The following is a 24,440-nucleotide window of genomic DNA, read 5'->3' on the forward strand; positions in this document are numbered from 1 at the left end:
TCAGCCGCCGACGATCAGGGCCTCGGGCACCTCGTAGCGCTCCTTTTTGCCGAGCGCGATCTTGTAGAGGTCCTCGACCTTCTCGACCTTGAAGCCTTGGTCGTCGGGGCCGTCGGCCTGGCTGACGTCCGCGCCGACGGCGCCCGTGCGGTCGAAGAAGAGGTTGCGCATACGGCCGTCGGGCAGAGTGACCCTGACCACCGCCGTACCGTCCGTATTGCGGATCACCCCGGCCTGGCACTGCGCCATCGGTTGCGCGGCAGCGGCGGCGCAGGGGATGACGCTGGTCGCATGGAAGGGCGTCCCTTCCACCAGGGCGTCGACGTCGCCCGAAACAAGCGTCGAAGCCGCACCGCTCGTCGTCGCTGGCGACGACCCGACCGGCGGCGCCTCGACAGATGACGCCTCGACGGGCGCCGTCGCCTGCCCCTGATCGCCCTGACCACAGGCCGCGAGGCCCAGAACCCCGATCACAGCCGCTCCCGATACGAAAACACGCTTCACGTCAGCCTCCTGCTTCAGGTCGGAGACCGGACCCTCTGCCTCCATGCCGGGGCGGTCAAGCGGCTCAGGTCTTGCTGGTCGACACCCCGCCGTCGACCAGCATGGCCGTTCCCGTCATGAAACTGGAGGCGTCGGACGCCAGGAAGAGGGCGGCGCGGGCGATCTCGTCCGGCGTCGCCATCCGCTTGAGCGCGTGCATTCCCTCGACGAAGGCGATGATCTCGGGCGTGTGGGCGAACTCGCGCCCGGCCTCGGTGTCCGTGCCGCCGGGCAGCAGGCAGTTGCTGCGCACGCCCCGCGCGCCGAACTCGGCGGCGATGACCCGCGACAGACCGACCAGACCCGCCTTGGCCGCGCCATAGGCCGCCATGCCCGGCATGCCGATGGCGTGACCGACGAAGGTCGAGGTGAAGATCAGAGAGCCGCCGCCCCGCTCCAGCATGGCCGGAATCTGATGCTTGGCGCCAAGGAAGGCGGCGGTCAGGTTCACGTCCAGCGTATCCCGCCAGCGCTCCAGAGCAATCTCGGGCGTCGGCTCGTTGGCGCCGATGGCGCCCGCATTGTTCAGGGCCACGTCCAGACCGCCGAAGCGCTCGATCGCAGTGCGCACCAGCCGCTCGGCCAGGTCCTCGTCGCGGATGTCGCCCGGCACGGCGACGGCGCGGCCGCCCGCCGCCTCGATTTCCGCGACTAGGGCCGCAAGCTGGGCCTCGCGCCGGGCGGTGACGACCACCGCCGCACCCTCGCGTGCAAACAGGCGGGCGGCGGCGGCGCCTATGCCGGAACTGGCCCCGGTGATGACGGCGACCTTGTCGGTGAGAGCAGGCATGACGACCTCGTGCGTGGTTGAGGCCGCCTTCCTTTCATGGCCCGACGCCGGGGTCTGGCGGTCTTCGGACGCGGCGTTCAGGTCGAGGTTGCCAGACTGACCTCGGCCTTGGGGGCGATCTCGAAGCGGGCCATGAACCACTGGACCAGAGGTCCGTTGGCCAGGGCGTAGAGGACCGTGCCGACCCCGGCCACGCCGCCCAGCAGCCAGCCCATGGCCAGAACAGCGACCTCGATAGCCGTCCTCGCCCAGCCGATGCGCCAGCCGGTGATGCGCACCAGACCCGTGGTCAGGCCGTCGCGCGGACCGGGGCCGAGGCCGGCGCCGATATAGGCCGCCGTCGCCGCCCCGTTCAGCACGATCGCGGCGGTCAGGAAGGCGATCCGCAGCGCCAGTCCCTCGATGGGCGGCAGGGCCCACAGCGCCACGTCCGCCGCCGTGCCGATCAGCAGGACATTGCAGATGGTGCCCACCCCCGGCTTCTGGCGCAGGGGGATCCAGACCAGCAGGACCAGCAGCCCCACCAGGTTGACGACCATGCCGAGGCTGATCCCGGTCCGTTCGGACAGGCCCTGATGCAGGACGCTCCACGGATTGAGGCCCAGATCGGCCCGAACCATGAGGGCCAGTGACGCCCCATAGAGCAGAAGGCCGATCTGAAGCTGGATGAAGCGACGCATGAACATGGGCCCATACAGTCGATAATTGGCCTTGTTTTATAGAGCCGCTTTCGTGACGATGGCCTTATGCGCGACCTCCTCGTCAACCCCGCCTCCCTGTCGCGTCAGCTGAACAACTGGCGCGGGCTGGACGGCGAGCCCGCCTATCGCCGCCTGTCCGAGGCGCTGAAGCTGCTGATCCTCGACGGGCGTCTGTCGCTGAACGCCCGCCTGCCCGGCGAACGTCGGCTGGCCGAGACGCTGGGCGTCAGCCGCATCACCGTCAGCGCGGCGCTGGACCGGCTGCGGAGCGAGGGTTTCGTCGTCAGCCGCACCGGCTCGGGCAGCGTCACCGCCTTGCCCGCCAGCGCCGCCTCGCGGCCCGTGCGGCTGGACGGGCCGATGCAGGGCGACGACACGCCCGGCGTCATCGACATGGCCACCGCCTCCATGCCCGCCGACGAACAGGTCCACGCCGCCTACGCCCGCGCCTTGGAAGCCCTGCCCGCCCATCTGCCGGGCCGGGGCTATGAGCCGGTGGGGATCGAGGCCCTGCGCCGCGTCGTCGCCGACCGCTACGCCGCCGAGGGTCTGGCCACCGCCCCCGATCAGATCGTGGTCACGGCCGGGGCGCTGGGGGCCCTGGCCATCCTGCTGCGGGCGACCACCCGGCCCGGCGACCGGGTCGTGGTCGAGCACCCCGGCTATCCCCACGCCCTGGACGCCCTGGTGCAGGCGGGGCTGGACCTGACGCCGGTGGCCATGACGCCGCAGGGCTGGGACATGGACGGGATGCTGGCGGCCGTCGCCCGCGTCCGGCCCCGGCTGATCTATCTGATCGGGGCACACCAGAACCCGACCGGCCATGTCCTGTCGGCGGCTGACGAGGCCGCCCTCGCAACGGCGGCGGCCCGCGTCGGCGCCCTGCTGGTGCTGGACGACACCCTTCGCGAGTTGTGGTTCGACCGCCCGCCGCCGCCGCCCTTCGATCATGGCCCGCACGTCGTGCGGCTAGGTTCGACCAGCAAGCCCTACTGGGGCGGCCTGCGGGTCGGCTGGCTGCGCGCCCACGCCGACGTCATCGATGTGGTGATCCGCCGCCGCCCGTCGCTGGACCTCGGCGTGCCGGTCATGGAACAGCTGGCCGCCGCCGTCCTGCTGAGCGGCGATCCCGCCCCCCTGGACGCCCGACGCCGGACCATAGCGCGACAGGAGGCCCATCTGCGCGCCCGTCTGGCCGAGGCCCTGCCGGACTGGAAGACGCGCCGTCCCGAGGGCGGCCTGTCCTTGTGGGTCGAACTGCCCCGGGCCGACAGCACCCGTCTGGCCCTGGCCGCGCCGGTCCACGGCGTGCGGATCGCGCCGGGCGTGCGCTTCGGCGCCAACGGCGCCTATGAGCGCTTCCTGCGCCTGCCCTTCAGCCGCCACGAGACCGATCTGGACCGCGCCGTCGAAGGCCTGGCCGCCGCCTGGAATACGCTGGATCGCCGCGCGCCGCGCACGACGACGAAGCGCGTGGACGCCGAGCCGGTGATCTAGGCCCGCCGCTCCAGCCCGAAGGTCATGGCGAACATCAGGACGCAGACCGCGCTGGAGGCCAGCAGCGCCAGCCCGGCCGAGCGGTCCAGAAAGACGCCGTAGCTGAGCGGCGCCGCCGCCTGAAGGAAGCGCGCCGGGGTCAGGATCAGGGCCTGACGGGTGGCGTAGTTGTCCTTGCCGAACAGGTGCAGCGGCAGGACGCCCGAGGCCACTGACAAGAGGCCGTTGCCCGCCCCCTGCCCCAGGGCCACCGCCCCGGCCAACGACTTGCCGCCGAAGAAGGCGACCGCCGCGCCCAGCGGATGCAGCAGGGTGGCGAAGCGCAGGACGAGCACAGGCGAGCCCTTGCCTGACGTCAGGAAGGCCAGTAGCCGCACCGCCACCGCCGCCCCGGCCATCATCGTCGCCGCCAGCGCCGCCTCGGCCGGGTCCAGCCCCAACCGACCCAGCAGACGCGGCAGGTGGGCGCTCATGGCCGTGGCGATCCACCAGGCCCCGGCGAACAGGACCGCCAGCCGGAGCATCCGCCCGTCCCAGCGCACCGGCTCGCCGACCCCCGAGGGGCGCGGCCCGGCGCGCCCGTCCGGCAGCAGGGTCAGATAGAGGGGCAGGCAGACCAGCAGATGCAGCCCCGCCCAACCGAAACAGGCCCCGCGCCAGCCGACCGTCTCGATCATGGCCAGGGTCATGGGCCAGCCCAGCGCCCCGCCAAAGGCCCCGATCAGGGACACCGCCGTGATCGGCTTCTTGGCCTCTTCGCCATGGATGGCGACCACCACCGCGTAGGCCGGGCCATAGAAGCCGACGCCCATGCCCACCCCCAGCATCAGGATCGACGCGACCACGCTGACCGGCCCCTGCGACAAGCCAAGCCCCGCCAGACCGACCGTAAAGACCGCCGAGGCGACGGTCAGCACCTCGCGCCCGCCGCGCCGGTCGACCCAGCGCCCGCCGAAGGGACTGAGCGCCGCCGAGACCAGAAAGGCCCCCGACAGCCCGGCGAACACCAGCGACGGCGTGGTCCCTGCCCCCGCCGCCAGCGGCTCGGCCAGCACCCCCAGCAGATAATAGCTGGAGGCGAAGGCGACGATCAGGCCGAAGCCGAGGACGGGAACGATCAGGCGGTGAGCAGCGGGCGACGACATGGGCCGGTGTCACCGCATTGCCGCCGGAACGAAAGCGACCTATCGGGATGGCTATGTTCGAAAACCTCACACCCGGCGCCGCCCTGCCCTCGCTGAACGCGCTTCGGGCCTTCGAGGCCATGGCGCGGACGGGCAGCGCCACCCTGGCGGCGGCCGAACTGAACGTGACCCACAGCGCCGTCAGCCGTCAGGTCAAGGCGCTGGAGGCCCAGATGGGGGTGCGGCTGTTCGAGGGCCCGCGCCACGCCCTGAGCCTGACGCGGGCGGGCCGGGACCTGCTGCCCGGCCTGACCGCGGCGTTTGACGGCCTCGCCGCCGCCGTGGCGCGGGCGCGCAGCGAGGGTCAGGACCTGCACGTCGCCGTCAACGCCAGCCTGTCGGTGAAGTGGCTGATCCCGCGCCTGGCCGATTTCGGGCGGCTGCACCCCGAGGTCCGGGTGCATCTGGTCGAACTGGCGCCCCATGCGGTCAGCCGGCGCGGCGCCGACGTGGTGCTACGCCTGCTGGACTCCGACCGGATCGAGACGTTGCAAGCCGAGCGGATCATTCCCAACGCCGTCGGTCCGGTCATCGCGCCTTCCCTGGTCGGGGCTCTGACGGGCGATGACCCGCGCGCGGCGGTGCTGAATGCGCCGCGCCTTGTGGCCCGCACCCACCTGAGCGGGTGGAAGGACTGGTCGGCCTTCAGCGGCCGGCAATCCGCCGCGACGTCCGAGCGCCCCGTCGCCCACCTGCATTTCGCGCTGGACGCGGCCCTGGCCGGCTGGGGCGCGGCGGTCCTGCCCTGGGCCCTGGCGGCCGATGCGGTCGCCGACGGACGGCTGCTGGCGCCCTTCGGCTTTCACGCTGACGACGGCGCGGTCGCCGCCATTCCCGGCGCGGGCGAACCGTCGCGGGCGCGCCGCGCCTTCGTTCGCTGGCTGGTCGATCAGGGCCGCGCCATGCCGCCCGCGCCGATCCCGAACTGACCGCAACCTGAAGTTTGGCTGAACGCGTCTTTCATCCGACACACGACCGTGGTTCTCTAGGGGACGTGCGGCGCCGGGTTTTCATCCTCGTCGGGGCGCCGTGGAGCTTTTGATGTTCATCGCTGTCGTCACCGCCGCGCTTGCGGTTCTGGGCCCGCCCCAGACGACCCGGCTCGTCTCCTATGACGAGGCGGTGCGGTGCGCCGGGCTGACCCAGGCGGCGTCTGAACTGGAAGGCGGCGAGAGCCGCTATGGCCGCACCCTCTATGACGCCGCCCTCTACTGGTCGCTGGCGGCCATGCAGGCGGCGACGGCGGCGGGGCGCGACCCGACGGTGGCGGAAAACGACCAGACCCGCGCCCGCCTCGATTCGGTGAAGCGCCTGTCCGCCGGTGAAGCCGAGGCCCGCACCGTATTGCAGCGCTGCCGTCAGAAGACCCCGCGCCTGGGCTGATCCGGCCCGCGCCGGACCCCGCGCGAGGTCGGCGATTATGCTTAAGCCGAACCCATCCGGCGGCGCTGCGTTTGCTTGTGCGTCTGCAGGATCGCCCCCGCGATCCCGAAGCGGGACGACGAAGGTCTGGAATGTTCGAATTCGGCAGAGATCTGCGACGGCTGTTCGAGAAGGCGCGCGACAGCGACGATCTCGGCTGGCTGGAACTGATCGGCGTCGGCCTCGTCGAGGTCGAGGCCCGGCAGCAGTCGATCGAGGCCGGGCGCGTCTCCTGCGCGCGGCCCCATGACGCCGCCCTGCGCGCCTCGGCCCTGTGGCGCGAACACGCCCGCCGCAGCGGCGCCGGCCTGAGCCTCGACAAGGCCGAGGCGGCCGCTCGTGACTCCGTCCGCCACGCCCGCAACGACGACGAAACCATTCGCGCCACGCTGGAACTGGCCCAAAGCGGGATGCTGGCCTTTGACCTGTGCGGCGAGCCGGCGCGGCTCGACGCCGTCCTGGCCCTGCTGGCGGCCCTGCCCGCCGCCCGGCGCGGCGACACCGCCGCCGCCGTCGCCGCCCTGCACGCCCGGCTGCGGGCGCGTCAGGCTTCGCTATCGGGCGAGGCGGCGACGCTGCAGGACGCCGCCGTCATGCTGGACAACGCCCTGCACGGGCTCAAGGGCCAGCAGCGCCCGATCGAGGACGATCTGAGGCTGGATCGCGCCGCCCTGATGCTGGAGGCTGGCCTGGCCGCGCGCGACCCGCGCATGCTGGATCAGGCGGGCGGCGACCTGCGCGCCCTGGTCGAGGCGGCCACGCCGGAGCAGCGCCCGCTCAGCCGCGCCCGCGCCCTGGCCCTGTGCGCCGCCGGCATGGCGGCCCTCGCGGCCATCGCCGACGACGTTCTGGCCCGCGACCAGGCCCACGCCCTGTTCGACGCCGCCGCCGACCAGTTCACCCCCGACCACAGCCCTCTGGACTGGGCCGCCATCCAGGTGCTGCGGGCCGAGCGCGAGACCCTGCCCCTACTGGTCCTGGTCCAGGCCGAAGCCCTGACCGAGGGCGGCGGGCTGGTGCTGGGCGCACTGGCCCATGAACGCCGCGTAGCCCAGGAGGCCTCGCGCGCCGGATCGATCGGCGACCTCTCGGCCCTGCTGGAGATCGAGACGGGCCTGCGCCGCCGTCTCAGCCGCCCCTCGGTGGTCTCGACCCCGCTGGACTGGGCATCCGACCAGATCGGCATGGCGCGCATCGCCCTGGCCCGCGCGCGCTGGACCGGCCAGCCTCCAAGAGAACTAGGGCTGGTCCTGACCGAGGCCGCCGCCACGGCGCGCGAATACGGCGCCCCCGCCCTGGCGCAGCGCGCCGAACGCCTGGCCCGGGCGCCGGAAACCGCCTGAGCTCTTACGCCGCAGCGGCCTTGACCCGGCCCCATTGGGCGCCTAGCTGACGGGCTTCGCTGAAAGGCCCCTTATCGTGACCGATCAAATGACCGCTGACGCCGCCGCCGACCCCGTCCACGCCTTCATCGCCCAGACCGTGGCGGAGCATGACGTGGTCCTGTTCATGAAGGGCACGCCGGATTCGCCGCGCTGCGGCTTCTCCTCGCTGGCGGTGCAGATCCTTGATCACGTGGGTGCCCCCTTCGTCGGCGTCGACGTGCTTCAGGACGAAGCCCTGCGCGACGGCATCAAAAGCTTCACCGACTGGCCGACCATCCCGCAGCTCTATGTGAAGGGCGAGTTCGTGGGCGGTTCGGACATCGTGCGCGAGATGTTCCAGGCCGGCGAACTGCAGGCCCTGATGGTCGAGAAGGGCGTCGCCCTCGGCGAGGCCTAAGCCCGGATGGCCCGGCCGCAACTGACCCCGCGCGAAGACCGCGAGGTCTTTATCGTCCCTCTGGACGTGCGGCCGGAGCACATCGACGAGAACAACCACGTCAACAACGTCGTCTATGTCGGCTGGCTGCAGGACGTCGGCACGGCCCACTGGAACGCGCGCTTCGACGAAGACACGCGGGCGAAGTGGTCCTGGGTCGCCCTGAGACACGAGATCGACTACCTGCGCGCCATCGCACCGGGCGCGACCGGCGTAGTCGCCCGCACCTGGGTCGGCGAGCCGCAAGGCCCGCGCTTCAACCGCTATGTCCGTATCGAGGACGGCGAAGGCCGTCTGTGCGCGCAAGGCGTTTCCGAATGGTGTCTGGTCGACGCCGCCACCTTGCGCCCCGCCCGTATCCCCGCGGAAATGCTGGGGCCGTTTTCGGCGTAACCGCCCTCAAGCTTGCTCTTTCCTCCCTGTTGCGCAGCAATGGGGAGGGGGACCGCGAAGCGGTGGAGGGGGCGACGCTATGGCCGACAGCATAAGTCACGAACGCGCCCGCCAGATGCGACGCGCCCTCACGCCGCCGGAAGCGCAACTCTGGACACAGCTGAAGGGGCGCAAGCTTGAGGGGCTGAAGTTCCGACGCCAGCATCCTGTCGGCCCTTACATCCTGGATTTCTATTGCCCCGAACTGGCGCTGGCCGTCGAAGTCGACGGCATGATCCATGGCGAAGCGGTTCAGGTCCGCCACGACGAGCAGCGCACGGCCTGGCTGGCAACCAAGAGCGTCTCAGTTCTGCGCGTCGCGTCCTGCGACGTGCGCGACGATGTCGAGGGCGTCTTGAACGCGATCAGGAACGTGGCGCTTACACGGAAAGCCTAGCGCCGCCCCCTCCACCGCTTCGCGGTCCCCCTCCCCACGAAGTGGGGAGGAAAGAGTTGCGCTTCTTACAGGCTGATCGGGTTCAGCACGCGAACCTGTTCGCCGGCTTTCACGCCCAGTTCGGCGTAGGTCCAGCTGACGACGACGCCTTCGCGGACCAGGGCCTTGCACAGGTCCGGCGTGCGACGGATCAGGCTGAGCTCGGTCGGATCAGCATCCTTGATCTTGACCTCGAAGCTGGAGGCCTCGGTGCAGCCGTTGGAGCCGACCACGACGGTCAGGCGCTGGCCGTCGAAGTCGACCTTGCGGACAGCTTCCAGAACTTCGGCCTGGACCACGGCCGGGTTGTTGATGTTGACCTTCCGCTCGCCGCCGTCGTTCGAATAGATGACGCAGCCGCCCAGCAGCGGCAGCAGGGCGACGGCCGCGACAGCTGCCCTGATGGTGGCCTGGCGCATCAGTTCGCCTCGGCCGGGGTCGAGTGGATGACGCGGGTGGTTGGCTTGTCGCTGGCGATGATGATGCAGCCCGACAGCATGGGCGCGGCGACGGCGGCGACGGCGAGAGCGATGATGATACGGCGCATAGGTGTTCCCCTTCTTGGCTGGCGGCAAACTGCCAGCGTCGCCGTTCCAGATCACGTGAATAATCGGAAAGGCGGGGGTTGAACGGAACAGCCACAGTCATAGCTACTGTGACCCCGCCTCCCCGGGACATCATCCGAAAGTTCTCTGCATGAGCCTGCTGTTCACCCCGCGCGCCGTCGGCCCGCTGACGCTGAAGAACCGCATCGTCGTCGCCCCCATGTGCCAATATTCGGCCGTGGACGGCGTGCCCCAGCCCTGGCACGCCCAGCACATCGCCCGTCTGGCCCTGTCGGGCGCCGGTCTGGTGGTGATCGAGGCCACCGGCGTCGAGGCGGCGGGCCGCATCTCCTGGGCCGACACCGGCCTGTGGAACGACGAGCAGGAAGCCGCCTTCGCCAAGATCATCCGCGACATCCGCACCTATTCGGACACGCCGATCGGCGTCCAGCTGGCCCACGCCGGGCGCAAGGCCTCGACCAATCCGCCGTGGATCGACCGGGGCGGCCCCGCGCCCGCCGACAAGGCCTGGGAGACGTTTTCGGCGTCAAGCCAGGCCTTCAAGCCCGACTGGCACACGCCGACGGCGCTGGATCGGGAGGGCATGGACCGCGTGGTCGACGCCTTCATCGATTCGGCCAAGCGCGCCGACCGAGCCGGCTTCGATCTGGTCGAGTTGCACGCCGCCCACGGCTATCTGCTGACCCAGTTCCTGTCGCCGCTGTCCAACGAGCGGACGGATGAGTTCGGAGGCTCGCTGGAGAACCGGATGCGCTTCCCGCTGCGCGTGGCCCAGGCCCTGCGCGACGCCTGGCCCCGGACCAAGGCGCTCGGCGTACGCTTCAACGGTTCGGATTGGACCGAGGGCGGCATCACGGTCGAGGAGGCGCAGGTGTTCGGCGCCGCCCTGCACGCCATGGGCTATGACTATCTGCACCTGACCAGCGGCGGCAATATCGCCACGGCCCGCATTCCGGGCGATCAGCCCAACTATCAGGTCGCCTTCGCCGAGGCGGTCAAGGCGGCGGCGCCCGAGGCCAATGTCATGGCCGTCGGCATGATCGTCACGCCGCAGCAGGCCGAAGACCTGCTGGCCGAGGGCAAGGCCGATCTGATCGCCCTGGCCCGCGCCGTGCTGGATGATCCCAACTGGGGCCACCACGCCGCCGTGGCTTTGGGCCAGCCGGAGGGCCTGCCCGTCCAGTACGAACGGGCCGGCGCCGGTCACTGGCCGGGTTATGCGACGGCGCGGGCGGCCTTGGGCTGAGTCTCGCCTGACGGCGTCGTCGCCACTGCGGCGGCGCCGTTGGCCAGGGCGTCAGCCTCCGGCTGGGGCCGGCCCAGCAGATAGCCCTGCACCTCGTTGCAGCCCTGATCGCGCAGGAAGGCCAGCTGTTCGGGGGTTTCGACCCCCTCGGCCAGCACCGGGATCGAAAGGCTCTCGCCGATGGTCAGGACGGCCCGGATGATGGCTCGCGACTGCGGCGCGGCGCCGTCCAGCTCGGTCATGAAGGACCGGTCCAGCTTGATCTTGTCGAAGGGGAAGGCCCGCAGGGTCGACAGCGACGAATAGCCGGTGCCGAAGTCGTCCATGGCGATGGTGACGCCCAGGGCCTTCAGCTGGCGCAGCACATGGGTGGTGCGCTCCATGTCGCTGATCATGGCCGTCTCGGTGATCTCCAGCTCCAGCCGCGAGGGCGCCAGCCCGGTCTCCAGCAGGACCTGGTGCACCAGGCGCGGCAGGTCGACGTGACCCAGTTGCACCGGCGACAGATTGACCGCGATGCGGTGCGGCTCGGGCCAGGCGGCGGCCTGTCGGCAGGCCTGACGCAGCACCCATTCGCCGATCGGCAGGATCAGGCCCGTCTCCTCGGCCACGGGGATGAAGTCCGACGGCGGGATGTTGCGGCCGTTCTCGTCCTTCCAGCGCAGCAGGACTTCGTAGCCGATGGCCTTGCCGGTCTCGACCGAGGCCTGGACCTGATAGTGCAGCTCGAACTTCTCGTTATCCAGGGCCTCGCGCAGGGCCTGGGTGACGCGGCGGCGCGCGCGCACGGCCTGGTCCATGTCCGCCTCGTAGAAGCAGATATCGACCGTCAGCGAGCCCTTGGCGCGGTACATGGCCAGGTCAGCGTTGTTGATCAGGGTCGAGATGTCGTCGGCGTCCTCGGGCCACAGCGACACGCCGATGCTGGCGCCGCACGACAGGTCCGCGTGGTCGATGGTGACGGGCTGGAGGATTGCGGCGCGCAGGCGCTCGGCCACGGCCTGGGCCTCGGCGCGGGACGACACCTGGGCCATGGCCACGAACTCGTCGCCGCCCTGGCGAGCCACGAACTCGCCCTCGTGCAGGGCCTCGCGCAGACGGTCGGCGATGCGGCACAGCAGCAGGTCGCCGACGGCGTGGCCGTACAGGTCGTTGACCTCCTTGAACCGGTTCAGGTCCAGAGCGAACAGGGCCAGGGCCTCACCGGGCTTGATGGTGGCGGTCTGGCGGCTCAGACGCTCCAGGAAGGAGGCGCGGTTGGGCAGACCGGTCAGGCTGTCGTTGCGCGCCAGATGGGCGATGCGGCGTTCCTGGGCCTGGCGGGCGCGCAGGTCGCGCACGGAATAGAGCATGACCTCGCCTTCGCTGACGTGATCGCGCTTGGCCGCCAGTTCGACCGGCAGGACCTCGCCTGAGACGGTCTTCAGCGACGACTGCACCATGTCGCCGTCGGCCAGACGCGCCGCGTCCTCGGCCCAGCGCGACAGGCTCTGGCCGATCGCGGCCTCGCGTTCGGCGCCGAGCAGGGCCAGAAGCGCGCTGTTGACGCCGACGATGACGCCGTCGCGCTCGACCGCCATGCCGTCGACGCTGCCTTCGATCAGATGTTGCAGGCGCACCTCGGCCTGGCCGCGCGATTGGCTGTCCAGCGCATAGCTGGCCGCACCGGCGCCCAGCACCAGCAGGCCCACGCCGGCCACGCCGATGGCCAGGACATGCTTGGCGTCATCGCCGGTCAGGGCCCCGTCCAGCGGCGCGAAGGGCAGGATGGTCATGGCCGACATGGCGGTGAAGTGCAGCACCACAATGCCCAGGACCATGAAGAGGATGGCCAGCCAGCGTCCCTCGACGGTGGGCCACAGCTTGTCGGCTTTGAAGGCCAGGGCCGCGAACACGACCGACCCCACCACAGCGACCACCACATAGGGGACCGACCACTGGATCACGGCGTCGACGGCGAAGGCCCCCATGCCGATGAAGTGCATGGCCGCCACGGCCAGGCCGAACGACACGCCGCCGACCAGGCCCGAACCCGGGAAGCGCTGCGCCGCCAGCAACTGGGCCGCCCCCGAGCCGCAGATAGCGACCAGCAGCGACAGCCCCGTCAGGCCCGGCTCATAAGCGACGGCGATGCCCGGCTCATAGGCGATCATGGCGACGAAGTGGGTGCACCAGACGGTCGCCCCGCCCGCCACCGCGCCCAGGAAGACCCAGGCGGCGCGCGCGCCGGCCCGCGTGCTGCGGACCCGCTTCAACAGGCTGATGGTGATCCAGCTGCCCAGCACGCAGACAAGCGCGGCCAGGGCGACCAGCGCCAGATTGTGGGCGGTGGTCAGACAGTCGACGATACGCATGGAATCCGGGGGGAAGGATACTGAAACGATCCTTTCCCTAGCGGCTCAACTCTTAATCCGACGTCGTCCGAAATGGCTAACGAAGCCTTGCGACGAAACCGGTCAGGAGGCGTCGTGCGGCTTGTCGTTCTGACGCATCAGATAGGGGTTGTTGACCGAGACTTCGGCGCCCGGCGGCAGGCCCAGCTCCTCGAAGCTCCATTGCAGCTGCACCCCGTCGGATTTGGGATTTTCGCAGCGGTCCTCGTCCAGACGACGCAGGGTGATGACGGCGCTGTCACGCAGGCGGGTGATGAAGGGTTTGACGTCCGCCTTGCTGGTGCAGCCGTTCGAGCTGACCCAGAAGACCGCTGTGTCACGCGTGAAGGCGGCGGCGTGGATCGGCTCAAGCTGGCCCGGCATCCCGGCGGTGCGCACGGGCTGATCGCCGGTCCCGGCGCAAGCCCCCGCCAGGGCGGCGACGGCGGCGACAGCGCAAAGAGCGATGATTCGTCTCATCTCGACCTTCCGGGGCGGAGCCTGTCCACCCGGTCAGAATGCGCTGCTTCCTTCCCCAAGGGAACAGCGAATGCTGAATAAGAAAGAAGCCCCGGTTCGCACCGGGGCTTCCATCAACTCTATCGTCGATCGCCTGAAATCAGGACGAGTAGTATTCGACGACCAGGTTCGGTTCCATCTTGACCGGGTACGGCACGTCCGACAGTTCCGGAACGCGGACGTAGCGGACCGAGAAGCCGCGGTCGCCCAGTTCCAGGTAGTCCGGCACGTCACGCTCCGACGACTGCTGGGCTTCGAGCACCAGAGCCATGTTGCGCGACTTTTCCTTGACCTCGATGACCTGGCCCGGCTTGACGCGGTACGAACCGATGTCGACCTTCTTGCCGTCGACGGTCACGTGGCCGTGGCTGACGAACTGGCGAGCGGCCCAGACGGTCGGGACGAACTTGGCGCGGTAGACGATGGCGTCCAGGCGCGATTCCAGCAGACCGATCAGGTTTTCCGAGGTGTTGCCCTTGCGGCGGCCGGCTTCGGCGTAGATGGCCGAGAATTGCTTCTCGGTGATGTTGCCGTAGTAGCCCTTGAGCTTCTGCTTGGCCTTCAGCTGCAGGCCGAAGTCCGAAACCTTCGACTTACGACGCTGGCCGTGCTGGCCCGGGCCGTACGAACGCTTGTTGACCGGCGACTTGGCGCGGCCCCACAGGTTTTCACCCATGGCGCGGTCGATTTTGTACTTGGCGCTATGGCGCTTGGACATAAGTCACTCTTCATGCTGATGCGGCCCGGCCCCTCCCCGATTGGAGCGGCGATCTCAACGGCGGTCCACGCATCGTCCGTAGTCAATTCGCGCCTCGGGCCGAAACCCGATGCGAGAAGGGCGGGCTTATGAAGGCCCGCCCTCCCGGAGTCAAGCCAGACGGGCGTTTCAGCCCTTGGCGGCGGCGTAGAGCTCGTTGACCTTGTTCCAGTTCACGATGGACCAGAAGGCGGCCAGGAACTCGGCGCGGCGGTTCTGGTACTTCAGGTAGTAGGCGTGCTCCCAGACGTCGGCGACGAGCAGGGGCGCGCCCTTCTCCTCGGCGAAGTCCATCAGGGAGTTGTCCTGGTTCGGCGTCGAGATGATCTTCAGCTTGCCGTCCTGCACGATCAGCCAGGCCCAGCCCGAACCGAAGCGGCCCAGACCAGCGGCGTTGAAGGCCTCCTTGAAGGCGTCCATGCCGCCCAGGTCGGCGTCGATGGCGGCGGCCAGTTCAGCCGAGGGCGCGCCGCCCGTGCCGACGGGCGCCAGGCCTTCCCAGAAGAAGGTGTGGTTCCACACGCCGCCAGCGTTGTTGCGCACGGCGACGGGCAGGGTCGACATCTTGGCGAACAGCTCGTCGAACGACTGGCCTTCGACGCCGGCGGCGGCCACGGCCTTGTTCAGGTTGTCGACGTAGGTCTGATGGTGCTTGTCGTAGTGGAAGCCCATCGTCTCCTTGTCGATGACGGGCTCCAGCGCGTCATGGGCGTAGGGCAGCGGGGGCAGGACGAAGGCCATGGGAGGTTCCTCTCGGCGGTTTTGATTCTTCCGGCCCCTATCTAGGGCCGCGCGCTGCATACCCAAGCCTTTACCGCCGAGTTTGTTCAGATTTTCCGCTCAGCAAGGGCCGACTGGGAACCGGACATGCGAAATGTCCGTTTCGCCAAGGTGATTTCAGCGCCCTCAAGCCCCCTCCCGAAAGGAGGATCGCCATGCCCGTCAGATCGCTCCGTCGGCCGGCTCCCCTGACCGACGCCGAGGCGGAAACCCTGCGGCTGCAACTGCTGGAGATCGTTCCCCGCCTGCGCCGTCACCATCTGCTCGACCTGGCCGACACCCTGCACGACGCCGCCCGCGAACGGCGCGACGGCGAACCGCGCCATTTTGACGTGAGGGTGTAGGCGGCCGCTCCTGCTCAAGACAGGCTAGGATGCCAGAGCGGCTGGCTCTTGCGCAGCGCAGTCCTTCAGACAAACTGGCGAGAACGGGAGTGGTGAGGAGCATCGCCATGCTGAAGTCTGGTGCCATTACGGCCGCCGTGCTGGCGACCGTGCTGACCCTGTCCGCCTGCGCCGCCGGTCCGGCGGAGGCAGTGCGGTCAGCGGACGCCGCCAAGGCCCAATGCCGGACCACCTCGCAACCCGGCGGCGGCTCGTCGATGGACTGCACCCTGTGGGAGCGAACCACCACGACAACCACGACGACGACCACCCGGCCCAATGGCGGAACCACCACGACGGTCGAGCCAACCCAGACAGGCGGCGACGCCTGGGCTTTCGGCCCACAGCCAGTGCTTGCGCCTTAAGAGGCCTGAGCGTCGAAAGCGGCAGGCTCGAATGTCCGCGAAGGGTGGAAAGCGGACACTAGCCGCTCAGGCGACAATGCGGCCATCTGCAGAACATAAGGCGGCGATATGCGAACCTCGAAACCGAGTGGAACGCCTTTCACAGCGACTTCTACCGACCACATAGACCAGTGGTCGCGCGATGTGTTCCGCGCACTTTCCGGCTGGGCTGAGACGCTTAATGGTCGCTGGACGCGATGGGATGAAAGCTATCTTCTTTTGGAGATCAACCGGTTGGGCGAGGACGCGATTGAACCCATCCTGATCGACACGGCGGACGAAGAGCTTCACGTCGAGTTTGGCTACTGGGAGACGGACCTTCCCGAGCAGGCCCTAGACGCCGAAGGTGCGGCACAAGAAGCCATCGAGCTTGTGTCTGACTGGCTCTCTGGTGCCATTCGTACGGCGGTGTTCACGAACGACGCTGGGCACTGGTGCGGCAGCATGGTTGTTGAGCGAGACACGACGCGTCCACTTGCGCCTAGCGAGGGAATGCTCAGCTTCAACCCTACCAAAGTGGAGTTGCGGAGCCCGCATAGGCGGCTCTGGGAGACCTATTCAGTCTGACCGTGGCATTGTCCGCAATGGGTCGAAAGCGGACTTCCGTCCTTTCGCCGTCACCACGGACGGCCCGGATGGGCGATCCGGGGCCGAGGCGCCAGGTGCATCGGCATGGACGGAGAAAATAGCAGTCGCCTGGGCTCCGGGTTCGCTGCGCGCCCCGGAATGACGAAAGGGGGCGGCGAGAGCGGTTCCTTATTCCTCCGCCTTCTTCACCTTGCGCATCCAGGGGCGGGTTTCCTCGCCGTTGGCCTTGGCGGTGATTTCCTTGAGCTTGCGGCCCTGCATGGTCGAGAAGGCCTGCCCCGGGGCGCCCTTTTCGGGGTCGGCGAAGGCGCGGCCGTAGGTCTCGATCCGCTCGCCGACCGAATCGAGGAACTCGCCCTCCCATTCGGACAGCGAAACGCCCGCCTTCGCGGCCGAGCGGCGGGCGCGTTTCAGGGCGTTCAGCGCCGAGCGCTTCGCCGCCTCACGCTGCTGATCCCAAGGGCTCAGCAGCGCCTTCTTTTTAGGGACGCTATCGCCCTTCGGGCTACTTGAGCGCAGGCTAGAGGCGTTGCCCTCCTTAGGGCCGCTCTTGAAGCCGCTGGTACGCAGCTTGGACGCGTCGCCGCCCTTCAGGCTGCTGGAGCGTGAAGGGCGGTCGCTGGGGGGCTTGAAGGGCGTGCGCTTCAGGCCCGCCTCCCTCAGACCTCGCCGAGAGCCGACAGGTAGAGGTCCAGAATCGCCTCTTCCTCCTGGCGCTTGGCCTTGTCCTGCTTGCGGATGCGAATGACCTTGCGCAGCGTCTTGACGTCGTAGCCCTCGCCCTTGGCCTCGGCGAAGACCTCCTTCATGTCGACCATGACGGCCTGCTTGTCCTCTTCGAGGCGCTCCAGGCGTTCGATGATCGAGCGCAGACGGCCCTGGGCCGTGGCGGTCAGGACGTCCGAGGCGGCGTCAAAGGCGGGGGCGTCGTCGGCCATGAGGAAAGCTCCGAAACTTGAAATGGCCGGCGGGGCGACCTTGAGACCACTCTCAAGCAGACCGGGGGGCGCGAGGGCAAGAAGGGAATCGCCCGAACGGGCCTCAGGCGCGAATCGCGTCCGATTCCGAAGTCTGAACGTCGGACGCGAAAAAGGCTGCAGGCGAGCCTGCAGCCTTTGAATATCGTAACCGCGGCGCCGTTTCAGGCGCCGACGCGGTTCTTAGCCTTGCTTGGCCTTGAAGCGCGGGTCGGTCTTGTTGATCACATAGACCACGCCCTTGCGGCGAACGATCTTGCAGTCGCGGTGGCGACCCTTGAGCGACTTGAGCGAGCTGCGGACCTTCATGGTCGGACGTCCCGAAGATTGGAGGCCCGTGAGGGCGGTCAAAAACAAATGCGCGAAACCCTGCGAGCAGGACCTTGCGGCGGAGCGGTGCGTATAGAGAGGCCCCGGCCTTTCGTCAACATTCCGCGCGGGGATTCCGCTGGAGGCCTGGCCTCCGAGTTGAACGGAGGGTCTCCGGACATGCACGTCCGGCGCGTCGCCCCTCCGCCACCAGGCCGTGTCCAGGGGAGCTGAAATGTAAAACGCAGTTCGTTAAGGCGCGACTTTCGCAAAGGGTTAGCGGCGACTTAACCCTTTTCACGGAAACCCCTTTTGGCTTCGCGCGCTTGTGATTGGTCGTGGAATTCGGGGGCGTTAGCCTGTGGTCATGCGTATCGCCTATCGTCTTGCCCTGATTGGATCCGTTGCGGCCTGCGCGCCCATGGTTCCGACGCCGCCTCAACCGCAGCCCGCGCCGCCGGCCGTCGTCGAGCCCGCGCCCGCGACGCCCGCGCCGCCGCCGCCCGCCGCCGCCGTCGACCTGTCGGACGCCTATGATCAGGCCAGTTTCGAGTCCTGGAAGCAGAGCTTCCTCGACCGCCTCGGCGGCGCGCGGAAGTGGGAGTATTCGCGCGAGTTGAGCGGCGTCACGCCCAACGCCAGCGTCGTTCGTCTGGACCGCAACCAGCCCGAATTCTCGCGCCCCGCCGGCGCCTATATCCAGAGCGCCACCGCCCCCGCCCGAATCGCCATGGCCCGCCAGCGCGTCGATCGCGTGCCGTGGGAAGTGACCCAGAGATTCGGCGTGCCGACCGAGATCCTGCTGGGCGTCTGGGCGCAGGAAAGCGCCTTCGGCCAGGTCCAGGGCGATTTTGACGTGATCCGCTCGCTGGCGACCCTGGCCTATGACGGCCGTCGCCGCGCCTGGGCCGAGGACCAGCTGAAGAACGCCCTCGACATCGTGGTGGACGGCAAGCGCGCCCGCAGCGGCCTGAAGGGCAGCTGGGCCGGGGCCATGGGCCAGACCCAGTTCATGCCCGACAGCTATCTGAAGCTGGGGGTCGATCAGAACGGCGACGGCAAGGTGGACATCTGGGGCTCGGACGCCGACGCCCTCGCCTCGGCCGCCAACCTGCTGGCCCAGGCCGGATGGAAGCGTGGCCAAGGCTGGGCCTATGAGGTCATCCTGCCCGCCGACTTCGACTACAGCCAGGCCGAGGGGCCCAAGCACGACTGGGCCTTCTGGTCGGGCCGCGGCGTGCGTCTGGCCAACGGCGCGGCGCTGAACGCCGCCGAGGCCGCCGAGGGCGCGACCATCCTGCTGCCGCAGGGCGCCAAGGGGCCGGTCTTCCTGGCCCTGCCCAACCACTATGTGATCCGGCGCTACAACAACTCGGTCAGCTACGCCCTGGCCATCGGCCTGATCGCCGACGGGGTGCAGGGCAAGCCTGCGCTGACGGCGACATGGCCCAACGACGGTCCCCTGACCCGCGAACAGCGCGTCGGCGCCCAGACGGCCCTGACGAAAATGGGCTTCGACACCCAAGGCGTCGACGGCGTTATCGGCTCCAACACCCGCGCCGCCCTGCGCCGCTGGCAGCAGGCCAACGGGCGGACGGCGGACGGCTATCTGACCGACGTGCTGGCCGACGAGCTGATCCGGCGAGCGCGGTAGTCCGCCTCACAACGCGGGCAGGGTAAGGACGTCGCCCTTACTTCCGCCCGATGCGCTTGATTTCCCAGTCCAGCTGGACGCCGGTCTTCTTCAGCACGTCGGCGCGGACGGCTTCGCCCAGGCCTTCGATGTCGGCGGCGGTGGCTTCGCCGGGATTGATCATGAAGTTGGAGTGCAGCTCGCTGAACTTGGCGCCGCCGCCAGTCTCGGCGTGCAGCTTGCCGCGCCAGCCCGCCTCGTCGACCAGCTTCCACGAGGAATGACCCTCGGGGTTCTTGAAGGTCGAGCCGCCGGTCTTTTCGCGGATCGGCTGGGTCGTCTCGCGACGGCTGGTGATCTCGTTGATGCGGGCGGTGACGGCTTCGGGCGCGTCGGGCGCGCCGCGATAGACCGCCTCCATCCAGATAACGCCCGCCGGGGCGTTTGAGTGGCGATAGGTGTAGCCGAAGTCGGCCAGGGCCAGTTCGATCCGCTCACCCTGACGCGTCAGACCCCAGGCCGAGACCAGGACGTCCTTGGTCTCCGACCCATAGCAGCCCGCGTTCATGGCCAGGGCGCCGCCGATGGTGCCGGGAATGCCGGCGTAGAATTCCAGCCCGGCGATGCCTGCCTTGGCCGAAGCCTTGGCCACCATCGAGTCCAACGCGCCCGCGCCGGCGGTGATGGTCTCGCCCTCGGTCGTGATGGCGGCGAAGGCGCGCCCGGCCAGACGGATGACCACCCCCTCGACCCCGCCGTCGCGGACGATCAGGTTGGAGCCGACGCCGATGATGGTGACGGGCACGGATTCCGGCAGGGCCTTGAGGAAGTCGGCCAGGTCCTCGGCGTCCGCCGGGATGAACAGGGCGTCCGCCGCCCCGCCGACCCGGAACCAGGTGTAGGGCCCCAGCGGCTCGTTCAGCAGCAGCTTGCCGCGCACGGTCGGGAGATTATCGCGCCAGGACATCATTATTTCCGCTCATCCCCGCGGAGGCGGGGACCCAGTAAGAGCTACTGCGATGCCCGCTCAGGATTGTCCGCGCAAGACCTTGAGCGTCGCCGCCGAAAGCCAAAGCACTGGGTCCCCGCCTCCGCGGGGATGAGCGGATGGTGGGGAGGCTCAGCCCAGCGCCTCGAGTTGCGCCGGCAGGGCGTAGGCCCAGCTGGTGATGTCGCCGGCGCCCAGCAGGACGACCAGATCGCCCGGCCTGGCCTCGTCCTTGATGACGCGCGGCAGGACGGCGGCGTTTTCCAGGGCGGCGACCTGACGGTGGCCATAGCGGCGGATGCCGTCGGCCAGGGCGTGCTTGTCGACGCCCTCGATCGGCTGTTCGCCCGCCGGATAGACGTCGGCGACCAGAACGCTGTCGGCGTCGGCGAAGCAGGTCGAAAAGTCCTGCATCAGGTCGCGCAGGCGGGTGTAGCGGTGCGGCTGGACCACGGCGATGACGCGGCCGGGGTTGTCAGCCGACTGGACCACCTGACGGGCGGCCTTCAGCACGGCGGCGATTTCAACCGGGTGGTGGCCGTAGTCGTCGATGACGCGCACGCCGTTGACCACGCCCGTGGTGGTGAAGCGGCGCTTGACCCCGCCGAAGCCGGCCAGACCCTGACGGATGGAATCGTCGTCCACGCCCAGCTCGCGCGCCACGGCGATGGCCGCCAGCGAGTTCGACACATTGTGCCAGCCGGCCATGGGCAGATAGAGGCCCTCGATGCGGGTCGGCTCGTCCAGCGCGGCCAGACCCTGGCCCTGGATGACCACGTCGAAGCGCGAGCCGTCGGGCGACATCTGCACGTTCTCGGCGCGAACCATGGCCTGAGGGTTCAGGCCGTAGGTGACCAGACGGCGGTTATCGATCTGGGCCGCCAGCTTCTGCACTTCCGGGTGGTCCAGACAGACCACGCCGAAGCCGTAGAAGGGAATATCCTCGATGAAGTCGCAGAAGGCCTTCTTGACCGCGTCAAAGTCGCCGTAGTGGTCCAGGTGCTCAGGGTCGATGTTGGTGATGACCGCGACCGTGCACTTCAGGCGCAGGAAGGAGCCGTCGCTCTCGTCGGCCTCGACCACGATCCAGTCGCCCTCGCCCACCTTGGCGTTGGTGCCGTAGGCGTTGATGATGCCGCCGTTGACCACCGTCGGGTCCAGCGAACCGGCGTCCAGCAGGGCCGCGACCATCGAGGTCGTCGTCGTCTTGCCGTGGGTGCCGCCGACGCCGACCGAGAACTGCAGACGCATCAGCTCGGCCAGCATCTCGGCGCGGCGCACCAGGGGAATGCGACGCTCGCGCGCCACGACCAGCTCCGGGTTCGTCGCCTTGACCGCGGTCGAATAGACCACCGCCGAGACGCCCTCGGTCACATGGGCGGCGTCGTGGCCGATGTAGATGCGGGCGCCCAGTTTCTCGAGCCGCTCGGTGTTGGCGCTGGCCTTGGCGTCCGAACCGGACACCTGATAGCCGATCTTCAGCATGATCTCGGCGATGCCGCTCATGCCGATGCCGCCGATGCCGACGAAGTGGACAGGCCCAAGGGCGAACGGAACGGGGCGAAGGCGTGCGATCATCCTCGCCTCATAGCTCAGACGGGATGCGATTTGCACCATCTTTGCCTGTCGTCCGCGCGGGCAAAGGATTCTCTCGATCTGTCGGGATCTTAAGTTTGGTTACTCCGCCTTAACCGTAAGGATTCACCATAAGCTCCTCATCTGTCCGGGGCCGCTTTTCCATGTCCGAGTTGAAGACCGACGTCATCCTGCGTGGCGACTGCATCGAGGTGCTGAAGGGCCTGCCGGACAAGTCGGTGGACATGGTCTTCGCCGACCCGCCCTATAATCTGCAGCTGGGCGGCGACCTGCTGCGTCCCGACAACTCCAAGGTGGATGCGGTCGACGACGAGTGGGACAAGTTCGACAGCTTCGCCGCCTACGACGCCTTCACCCGCGCCTGGCTGGGCGAGTGCCGCCGCGTGTTGAAGGACGAGGGCTCGCTCTGGGTCATCGGCAGCTATCACAACATCTTCCGCCTCGGCTCGGCGATGCAGGACCTGGGCTTCTGGGTGCTGAACGACATCATCTGGCGCAAGTCCAACCCAATGCCGAACTTCAAGGGCACGCGCTTCACAAATGCGCACGAGACCCTGATCTGGGCCGCCAAGTCGCGCGAGCAGAAGCGCTACACCTTCAACTACGACGCGCTGAAGGCCTTCAACGAAGACACCCAGATGCGTTCGGACTGGACCCTGGCCCTGTGCACCGGCAACGAGCGCTTGAAGGACGACAACGGCGACAAGGCCCACCCGACCCAGAAGCCCGAGGCCCTGCTGCACCGGGTGCTGCTGTCGGCCAGCCGCGTCGGCGACGTGGTGCTGGACCCCTTCTTCGGCACCGGGACCACGGGCGCCGCGGCCAAGCGCCTGGGCCGCCACTTCATCGGCATCGAACGCGACGAGACCTACGCCAAACTGGCCGAGAAGCGCATCAAGGCGGTCATTCCCGCCGCGCCCGAGGATCTGGTCGTCACCGGCTCCAAGAAGGCCGAGCCCAAGGTGCCCTTCGGCGCCCTGGTCGAGGCCGGCCTGCTGGCCCCCGGCGACAAGCTCTACTGCCCCAAGGGAGATCATGAGGCTCGCGTGCGCGCCGACGGCTCGCTGGTGTCCGGCTCCATGACCGGCTCGATCCACAAGCTGGGTGCCCTGCTGGAAAACGCTCCGGCCTGCAACGGCTGGACCTACTGGCGCTTCAAGACCGACACGGGCCTGCGCCCCATCGACGCCCTGCGCGCCGAGATCCGCGCCGGGATGCAGTAGGCCGCAAAGCCACTGTAAAGCTTGAACTATCGTTCCAGCCACGCTGGAACCGGGTTCCATGACCCGTGTTGACGATTCCAGTGCGCCATCGGGGGCGCGGGAGTCGGATCATGAAGATTGCTCAGGTCACGCCCCTCTATGAGGCGGTGCCGCCGCGCCTTTACGGCGGCACCGAGCGGGTCGTCGCCCACCTGACCGACGCCCTGGTCGAGCTGGGCCATGACGTCACCCTGTTCGCCAGCGCCGAGGCCGAAACGCGGGCGCGGCTGATCCCGGTGCGCGATCAGGCCATCCGGCTGGACCCGGAGCCGCTGAAATCCGATCTCGCCGCGCACATGACCATGCTGGCCGAGGTGCTGGACCGCGCCGACGACTTCGACATCATCCACTTCCACACCGACATGGCCCACTTCCCCTTCTTCCAGGGGCTGGCCGACAAGACCATCACCACGCTGCACGGGCGCCTCGACCTGAAGGACCTGCCCGAGGTCTATGGACGCTGGCCGCAGTTCGGCCTGGTCTCCATTTCCGACGACCAGCGCCGCCCTCTGCCCGGGGCCAACTGGAAGGCGACGGTGCATCACGGCATGCCCGGCGACCTCTATCGCTTCTCGCCCACGCCGCAGGGCTACCTCGCCTTCCTCGGCCGCATCTCGCCCGAGAAACGCCCCGACCGGGCCATCGAGATCGCCACGCGTCTGGGCAAGCCGCTGAAGATGGCGGCCAAGGTCGATGCCGCGGACAGGGCCTATTGGGAGACGGTCATCCAGCCTCTGGTCGAGGGCAATCCGCTGATCGAGTTCGTCGGCGAGATCGGCGACGACCGGAAGTCAGCCTTCCTTGGCGGGGCCGAGGCCCTGCTGTTTCCCATCGACTGGCCCGAGCCCTTCGGCCTGGTGATGATCGAGGCCCTGGCCTGCGGCACGCCCGTCGTGGCCTTCCGCTGCGGCTCGACGCCCGAGATCATCGAGGACGGCGCCACCGGCTTTCTGGTCGACACCATGGATCAGGCGGTGGTCGCCGCCGGACAGGCGCACCGGTTGGATCGCGAGGCCATCCGGGCGCGCTTCGACCTGCGCTTCTCGGCCACAGCCATGGCGAGGCGCTATCTCGACGTCTACAGCGACCTGCTGGCCCGCCGTCCGTTCGCGGCGCACGTTCTGGACAGCGGCCGGGCGTCGCGGATCGCCGACGAAGGTCGCAGCTTCGCCGCCATCGGCTGAGGTTCGGCTGAACCCTTCGGCGCTTCGACCATTTTCCCTAGGGGCGCCTG

Annotated in this window: 28 protein-coding genes; 14 read left to right on the forward strand and 14 right to left on the reverse strand. The window is 68.7% G+C overall.

Features of this window, described 5'->3' with window-relative positions; genetic code table 11:
- From ACFYLW_RS12415 to ACFYLW_RS12425, 3 genes are all read right to left on the reverse strand, one after another.
- On the reverse strand, positions 1-504 hold the full coding sequence (locus ACFYLW_RS12415; protein WP_390183161.1) for a hypothetical protein: 504 nt from the start codon (positions 502-504) through the stop codon (positions 1-3).
- 64 nt (positions 505-568) lie between these two features.
- A complete protein-coding gene (locus tag ACFYLW_RS12420) occupies positions 569-1,333 on the reverse strand; it encodes an SDR family oxidoreductase (RefSeq protein WP_390183162.1) in 765 nt (254 codons plus the stop codon).
- A gap of 77 nt (positions 1,334-1,410) precedes the next feature.
- Positions 1,411-2,013 carry a hypothetical protein gene (locus ACFYLW_RS12425; RefSeq protein ID WP_312065854.1) on the reverse strand — a complete coding sequence of 201 codons (603 nt, stop codon included), beginning with the start codon at positions 2,011-2,013 and terminating at the stop codon, positions 1,411-1,413.
- Between the two features lie 66 nt (positions 2,014-2,079).
- On the opposite strand from ACFYLW_RS12425, the gene ACFYLW_RS12430 reads away from it, so the two are divergent.
- Positions 2,080-3,531 (forward strand): PLP-dependent aminotransferase family protein, encoded by a 1,452-nt coding sequence (locus ACFYLW_RS12430; protein ID WP_390183163.1) that lies wholly within the window; start codon positions 2,080-2,082, stop codon positions 3,529-3,531.
- Here the strand turns inward: ACFYLW_RS12430 and ACFYLW_RS12435 are convergent.
- A complete protein-coding gene (locus tag ACFYLW_RS12435) occupies positions 3,528-4,676 on the reverse strand; it encodes an MFS transporter (protein ID WP_390183164.1) in 1,149 nt (382 codons plus the stop codon). The two genes, ACFYLW_RS12430 and ACFYLW_RS12435, sit on opposite strands and share 4 nt — an antisense overlap.
- A 47-nt stretch (positions 4,677-4,723) precedes the next feature.
- Between ACFYLW_RS12435 and ACFYLW_RS12440 the strand changes: the two genes are divergently transcribed.
- The 6 genes from ACFYLW_RS12440 (at position 4,724) to ACFYLW_RS12465 (ending at position 8,787) form a co-directional block, all read left to right on the forward strand.
- Positions 4,724-5,644 carry a LysR family transcriptional regulator gene (locus ACFYLW_RS12440; protein WP_390183165.1) on the forward strand — a complete coding sequence of 307 codons (921 nt, stop codon included), beginning with the start codon at positions 4,724-4,726 and terminating at the stop codon, positions 5,642-5,644.
- Positions 5,645-5,756: 112 nt separating this feature from the next.
- Positions 5,757-6,098 (forward strand): hypothetical protein, encoded by a 342-nt coding sequence (locus ACFYLW_RS12445; RefSeq protein WP_292084387.1) that lies wholly within the window; start codon positions 5,757-5,759, stop codon positions 6,096-6,098.
- 131 nt (positions 6,099-6,229) lie between these two features.
- Complete coding sequence (locus tag ACFYLW_RS12450) at positions 6,230-7,480, forward strand: hypothetical protein (RefSeq protein ID WP_390183166.1); 1,251 nt, start codon at positions 6,230-6,232, stop codon at positions 7,478-7,480.
- A gap of 88 nt (positions 7,481-7,568) precedes the next feature.
- Positions 7,569-7,919, forward strand: a complete 351-nt coding sequence (gene grxD / locus ACFYLW_RS12455) for a Grx4 family monothiol glutaredoxin (protein WP_390183195.1) — start codon at positions 7,569-7,571, stop codon at positions 7,917-7,919.
- A 6-nt stretch (positions 7,920-7,925) separates the two neighbouring features.
- Complete coding sequence (locus ACFYLW_RS12460) at positions 7,926-8,351, forward strand: acyl-CoA thioesterase (protein WP_390183167.1); 426 nt, start codon at positions 7,926-7,928, stop codon at positions 8,349-8,351.
- Between the two features lie 79 nt (positions 8,352-8,430).
- Positions 8,431-8,787: an endonuclease domain-containing protein gene (locus ACFYLW_RS12465; RefSeq protein WP_390183168.1), complete on the forward strand. Its 357-nt coding sequence runs from the start codon at positions 8,431-8,433 to the stop codon at positions 8,785-8,787.
- Between the two features lie 65 nt (positions 8,788-8,852).
- On the opposite strand, the gene ACFYLW_RS12470 is transcribed toward ACFYLW_RS12465, so the two are convergent.
- Positions 8,853-9,245 (reverse strand): hypothetical protein, encoded by a 393-nt coding sequence (locus ACFYLW_RS12470; protein WP_390183169.1) that lies wholly within the window; start codon positions 9,243-9,245, stop codon positions 8,853-8,855.
- A complete protein-coding gene (locus ACFYLW_RS12475) occupies positions 9,245-9,373 on the reverse strand; it encodes a hypothetical protein (RefSeq protein WP_292032595.1) in 129 nt (42 codons plus the stop codon). The genes ACFYLW_RS12470 and ACFYLW_RS12475 overlap by 1 nt, the downstream gene beginning before the upstream one ends.
- 149 nt (positions 9,374-9,522) lie before the next feature.
- On the opposite strand from ACFYLW_RS12475, the gene ACFYLW_RS12480 reads away from it, so the two are divergent.
- A complete protein-coding gene (locus tag ACFYLW_RS12480) occupies positions 9,523-10,638 on the forward strand; it encodes an NADH:flavin oxidoreductase/NADH oxidase (RefSeq protein ID WP_312065754.1) in 1,116 nt (371 codons plus the stop codon).
- Here the strand turns inward: ACFYLW_RS12480 and ACFYLW_RS12485 are convergent.
- From ACFYLW_RS12485 to ACFYLW_RS12500, 4 genes are all read right to left on the reverse strand, one after another.
- Positions 10,608-12,992, reverse strand: a complete 2,385-nt coding sequence (locus tag ACFYLW_RS12485; RefSeq protein ID WP_312065752.1) for an EAL domain-containing protein — start codon at positions 12,990-12,992, stop codon at positions 10,608-10,610. The genes ACFYLW_RS12480 and ACFYLW_RS12485 overlap by 31 nt on opposite strands.
- A gap of 102 nt (positions 12,993-13,094) precedes the next feature.
- Positions 13,095-13,490 (reverse strand): hypothetical protein, encoded by a 396-nt coding sequence (locus ACFYLW_RS12490; protein ID WP_312065750.1) that lies wholly within the window; start codon positions 13,488-13,490, stop codon positions 13,095-13,097.
- A gap of 139 nt (positions 13,491-13,629) precedes the next feature.
- Positions 13,630-14,247 carry a 30S ribosomal protein S4 gene (rpsD, locus tag ACFYLW_RS12495; RefSeq protein ID WP_312065748.1) on the reverse strand — a complete coding sequence of 206 codons (618 nt, stop codon included), beginning with the start codon at positions 14,245-14,247 and terminating at the stop codon, positions 13,630-13,632.
- Between the two features lie 168 nt (positions 14,248-14,415).
- On the reverse strand, positions 14,416-15,027 hold the full coding sequence (locus ACFYLW_RS12500) for a superoxide dismutase (RefSeq protein ID WP_292084397.1): 612 nt from the start codon (positions 15,025-15,027) through the stop codon (positions 14,416-14,418).
- 194 nt (positions 15,028-15,221) lie between these two features.
- Here ACFYLW_RS12500 and ACFYLW_RS12505 point away from each other — a divergent pair, with 194 nt between their 5' ends.
- From ACFYLW_RS12505 to ACFYLW_RS12515, 3 genes are all read left to right on the forward strand, one after another.
- The gene (locus ACFYLW_RS12505) at positions 15,222-15,410 is read left to right on the forward strand and encodes a hypothetical protein (RefSeq protein WP_292084398.1); all 189 of its coding nucleotides are present in this window, start codon (positions 15,222-15,224) and stop codon (positions 15,408-15,410) included.
- Positions 15,411-15,517: 107 nt separating this feature from the next.
- Complete coding sequence (locus ACFYLW_RS12510; RefSeq protein ID WP_312065745.1) at positions 15,518-15,814, forward strand: hypothetical protein; 297 nt, start codon at positions 15,518-15,520, stop codon at positions 15,812-15,814.
- A gap of 108 nt (positions 15,815-15,922) precedes the next feature.
- Positions 15,923-16,420 (forward strand): hypothetical protein, encoded by a 498-nt coding sequence (locus tag ACFYLW_RS12515; protein WP_312065743.1) that lies wholly within the window; start codon positions 15,923-15,925, stop codon positions 16,418-16,420.
- Between the two features lie 680 nt (positions 16,421-17,100).
- Here ACFYLW_RS12515 and ACFYLW_RS12520 read toward each other — a convergent pair.
- Both ACFYLW_RS12520 and ykgO read right to left on the reverse strand, forming a co-directional pair.
- The gene (locus tag ACFYLW_RS12520; RefSeq protein ID WP_292084400.1) at positions 17,101-17,379 is read right to left on the reverse strand and encodes a DUF2312 domain-containing protein; all 279 of its coding nucleotides are present in this window, start codon (positions 17,377-17,379) and stop codon (positions 17,101-17,103) included.
- Positions 17,380-17,601: 222 nt separating this feature from the next.
- Positions 17,602-17,727 (reverse strand): type B 50S ribosomal protein L36, encoded by a 126-nt coding sequence (gene ykgO / locus ACFYLW_RS12525; protein ID WP_006274063.1) that lies wholly within the window; start codon positions 17,725-17,727, stop codon positions 17,602-17,604.
- Positions 17,728-18,094: 367 nt separating this feature from the next.
- On the opposite strand from ykgO, the gene ACFYLW_RS12530 reads away from it, so the two are divergent.
- Complete coding sequence (locus ACFYLW_RS12530) at positions 18,095-19,381, forward strand: lytic murein transglycosylase (protein ID WP_313472332.1); 1,287 nt, start codon at positions 18,095-18,097, stop codon at positions 19,379-19,381.
- 37 nt (positions 19,382-19,418) lie between these two features.
- On the opposite strand, the gene murB is transcribed toward ACFYLW_RS12530, so the two are convergent.
- Together murB and murC are read right to left on the reverse strand one after the other, a co-directional pair.
- Positions 19,419-20,327, reverse strand: coding sequence for a UDP-N-acetylmuramate dehydrogenase (murB, locus tag ACFYLW_RS12535; RefSeq protein ID WP_312065629.1), 909 nt, complete (start codon positions 20,325-20,327; stop codon positions 19,419-19,421).
- 153 nt (positions 20,328-20,480) lie between these two features.
- On the reverse strand, positions 20,481-21,926 hold the full coding sequence (gene murC / locus ACFYLW_RS12540) for a UDP-N-acetylmuramate--L-alanine ligase (protein ID WP_312065624.1): 1,446 nt from the start codon (positions 21,924-21,926) through the stop codon (positions 20,481-20,483).
- A gap of 161 nt (positions 21,927-22,087) precedes the next feature.
- On the opposite strand from murC, the gene ACFYLW_RS12545 reads away from it, so the two are divergent.
- Together ACFYLW_RS12545 and ACFYLW_RS12550 are read left to right on the forward strand one after the other, a co-directional pair.
- Positions 22,088-23,167, forward strand: coding sequence for a site-specific DNA-methyltransferase (locus ACFYLW_RS12545; protein WP_312065622.1), 1,080 nt, complete (start codon positions 22,088-22,090; stop codon positions 23,165-23,167).
- 110 nt (positions 23,168-23,277) lie between these two features.
- Complete coding sequence (locus tag ACFYLW_RS12550) at positions 23,278-24,390, forward strand: glycosyltransferase family 4 protein (RefSeq protein ID WP_312065620.1); 1,113 nt, start codon at positions 23,278-23,280, stop codon at positions 24,388-24,390.
- Positions 24,391-24,440 lie beyond the last annotated feature (50 nt).

Source organism: Brevundimonas sp. NPDC007368 (assembly GCF_042869015.1).
Taxonomy (GTDB): domain Bacteria; phylum Pseudomonadota; class Alphaproteobacteria; order Caulobacterales; family Caulobacteraceae; genus Brevundimonas.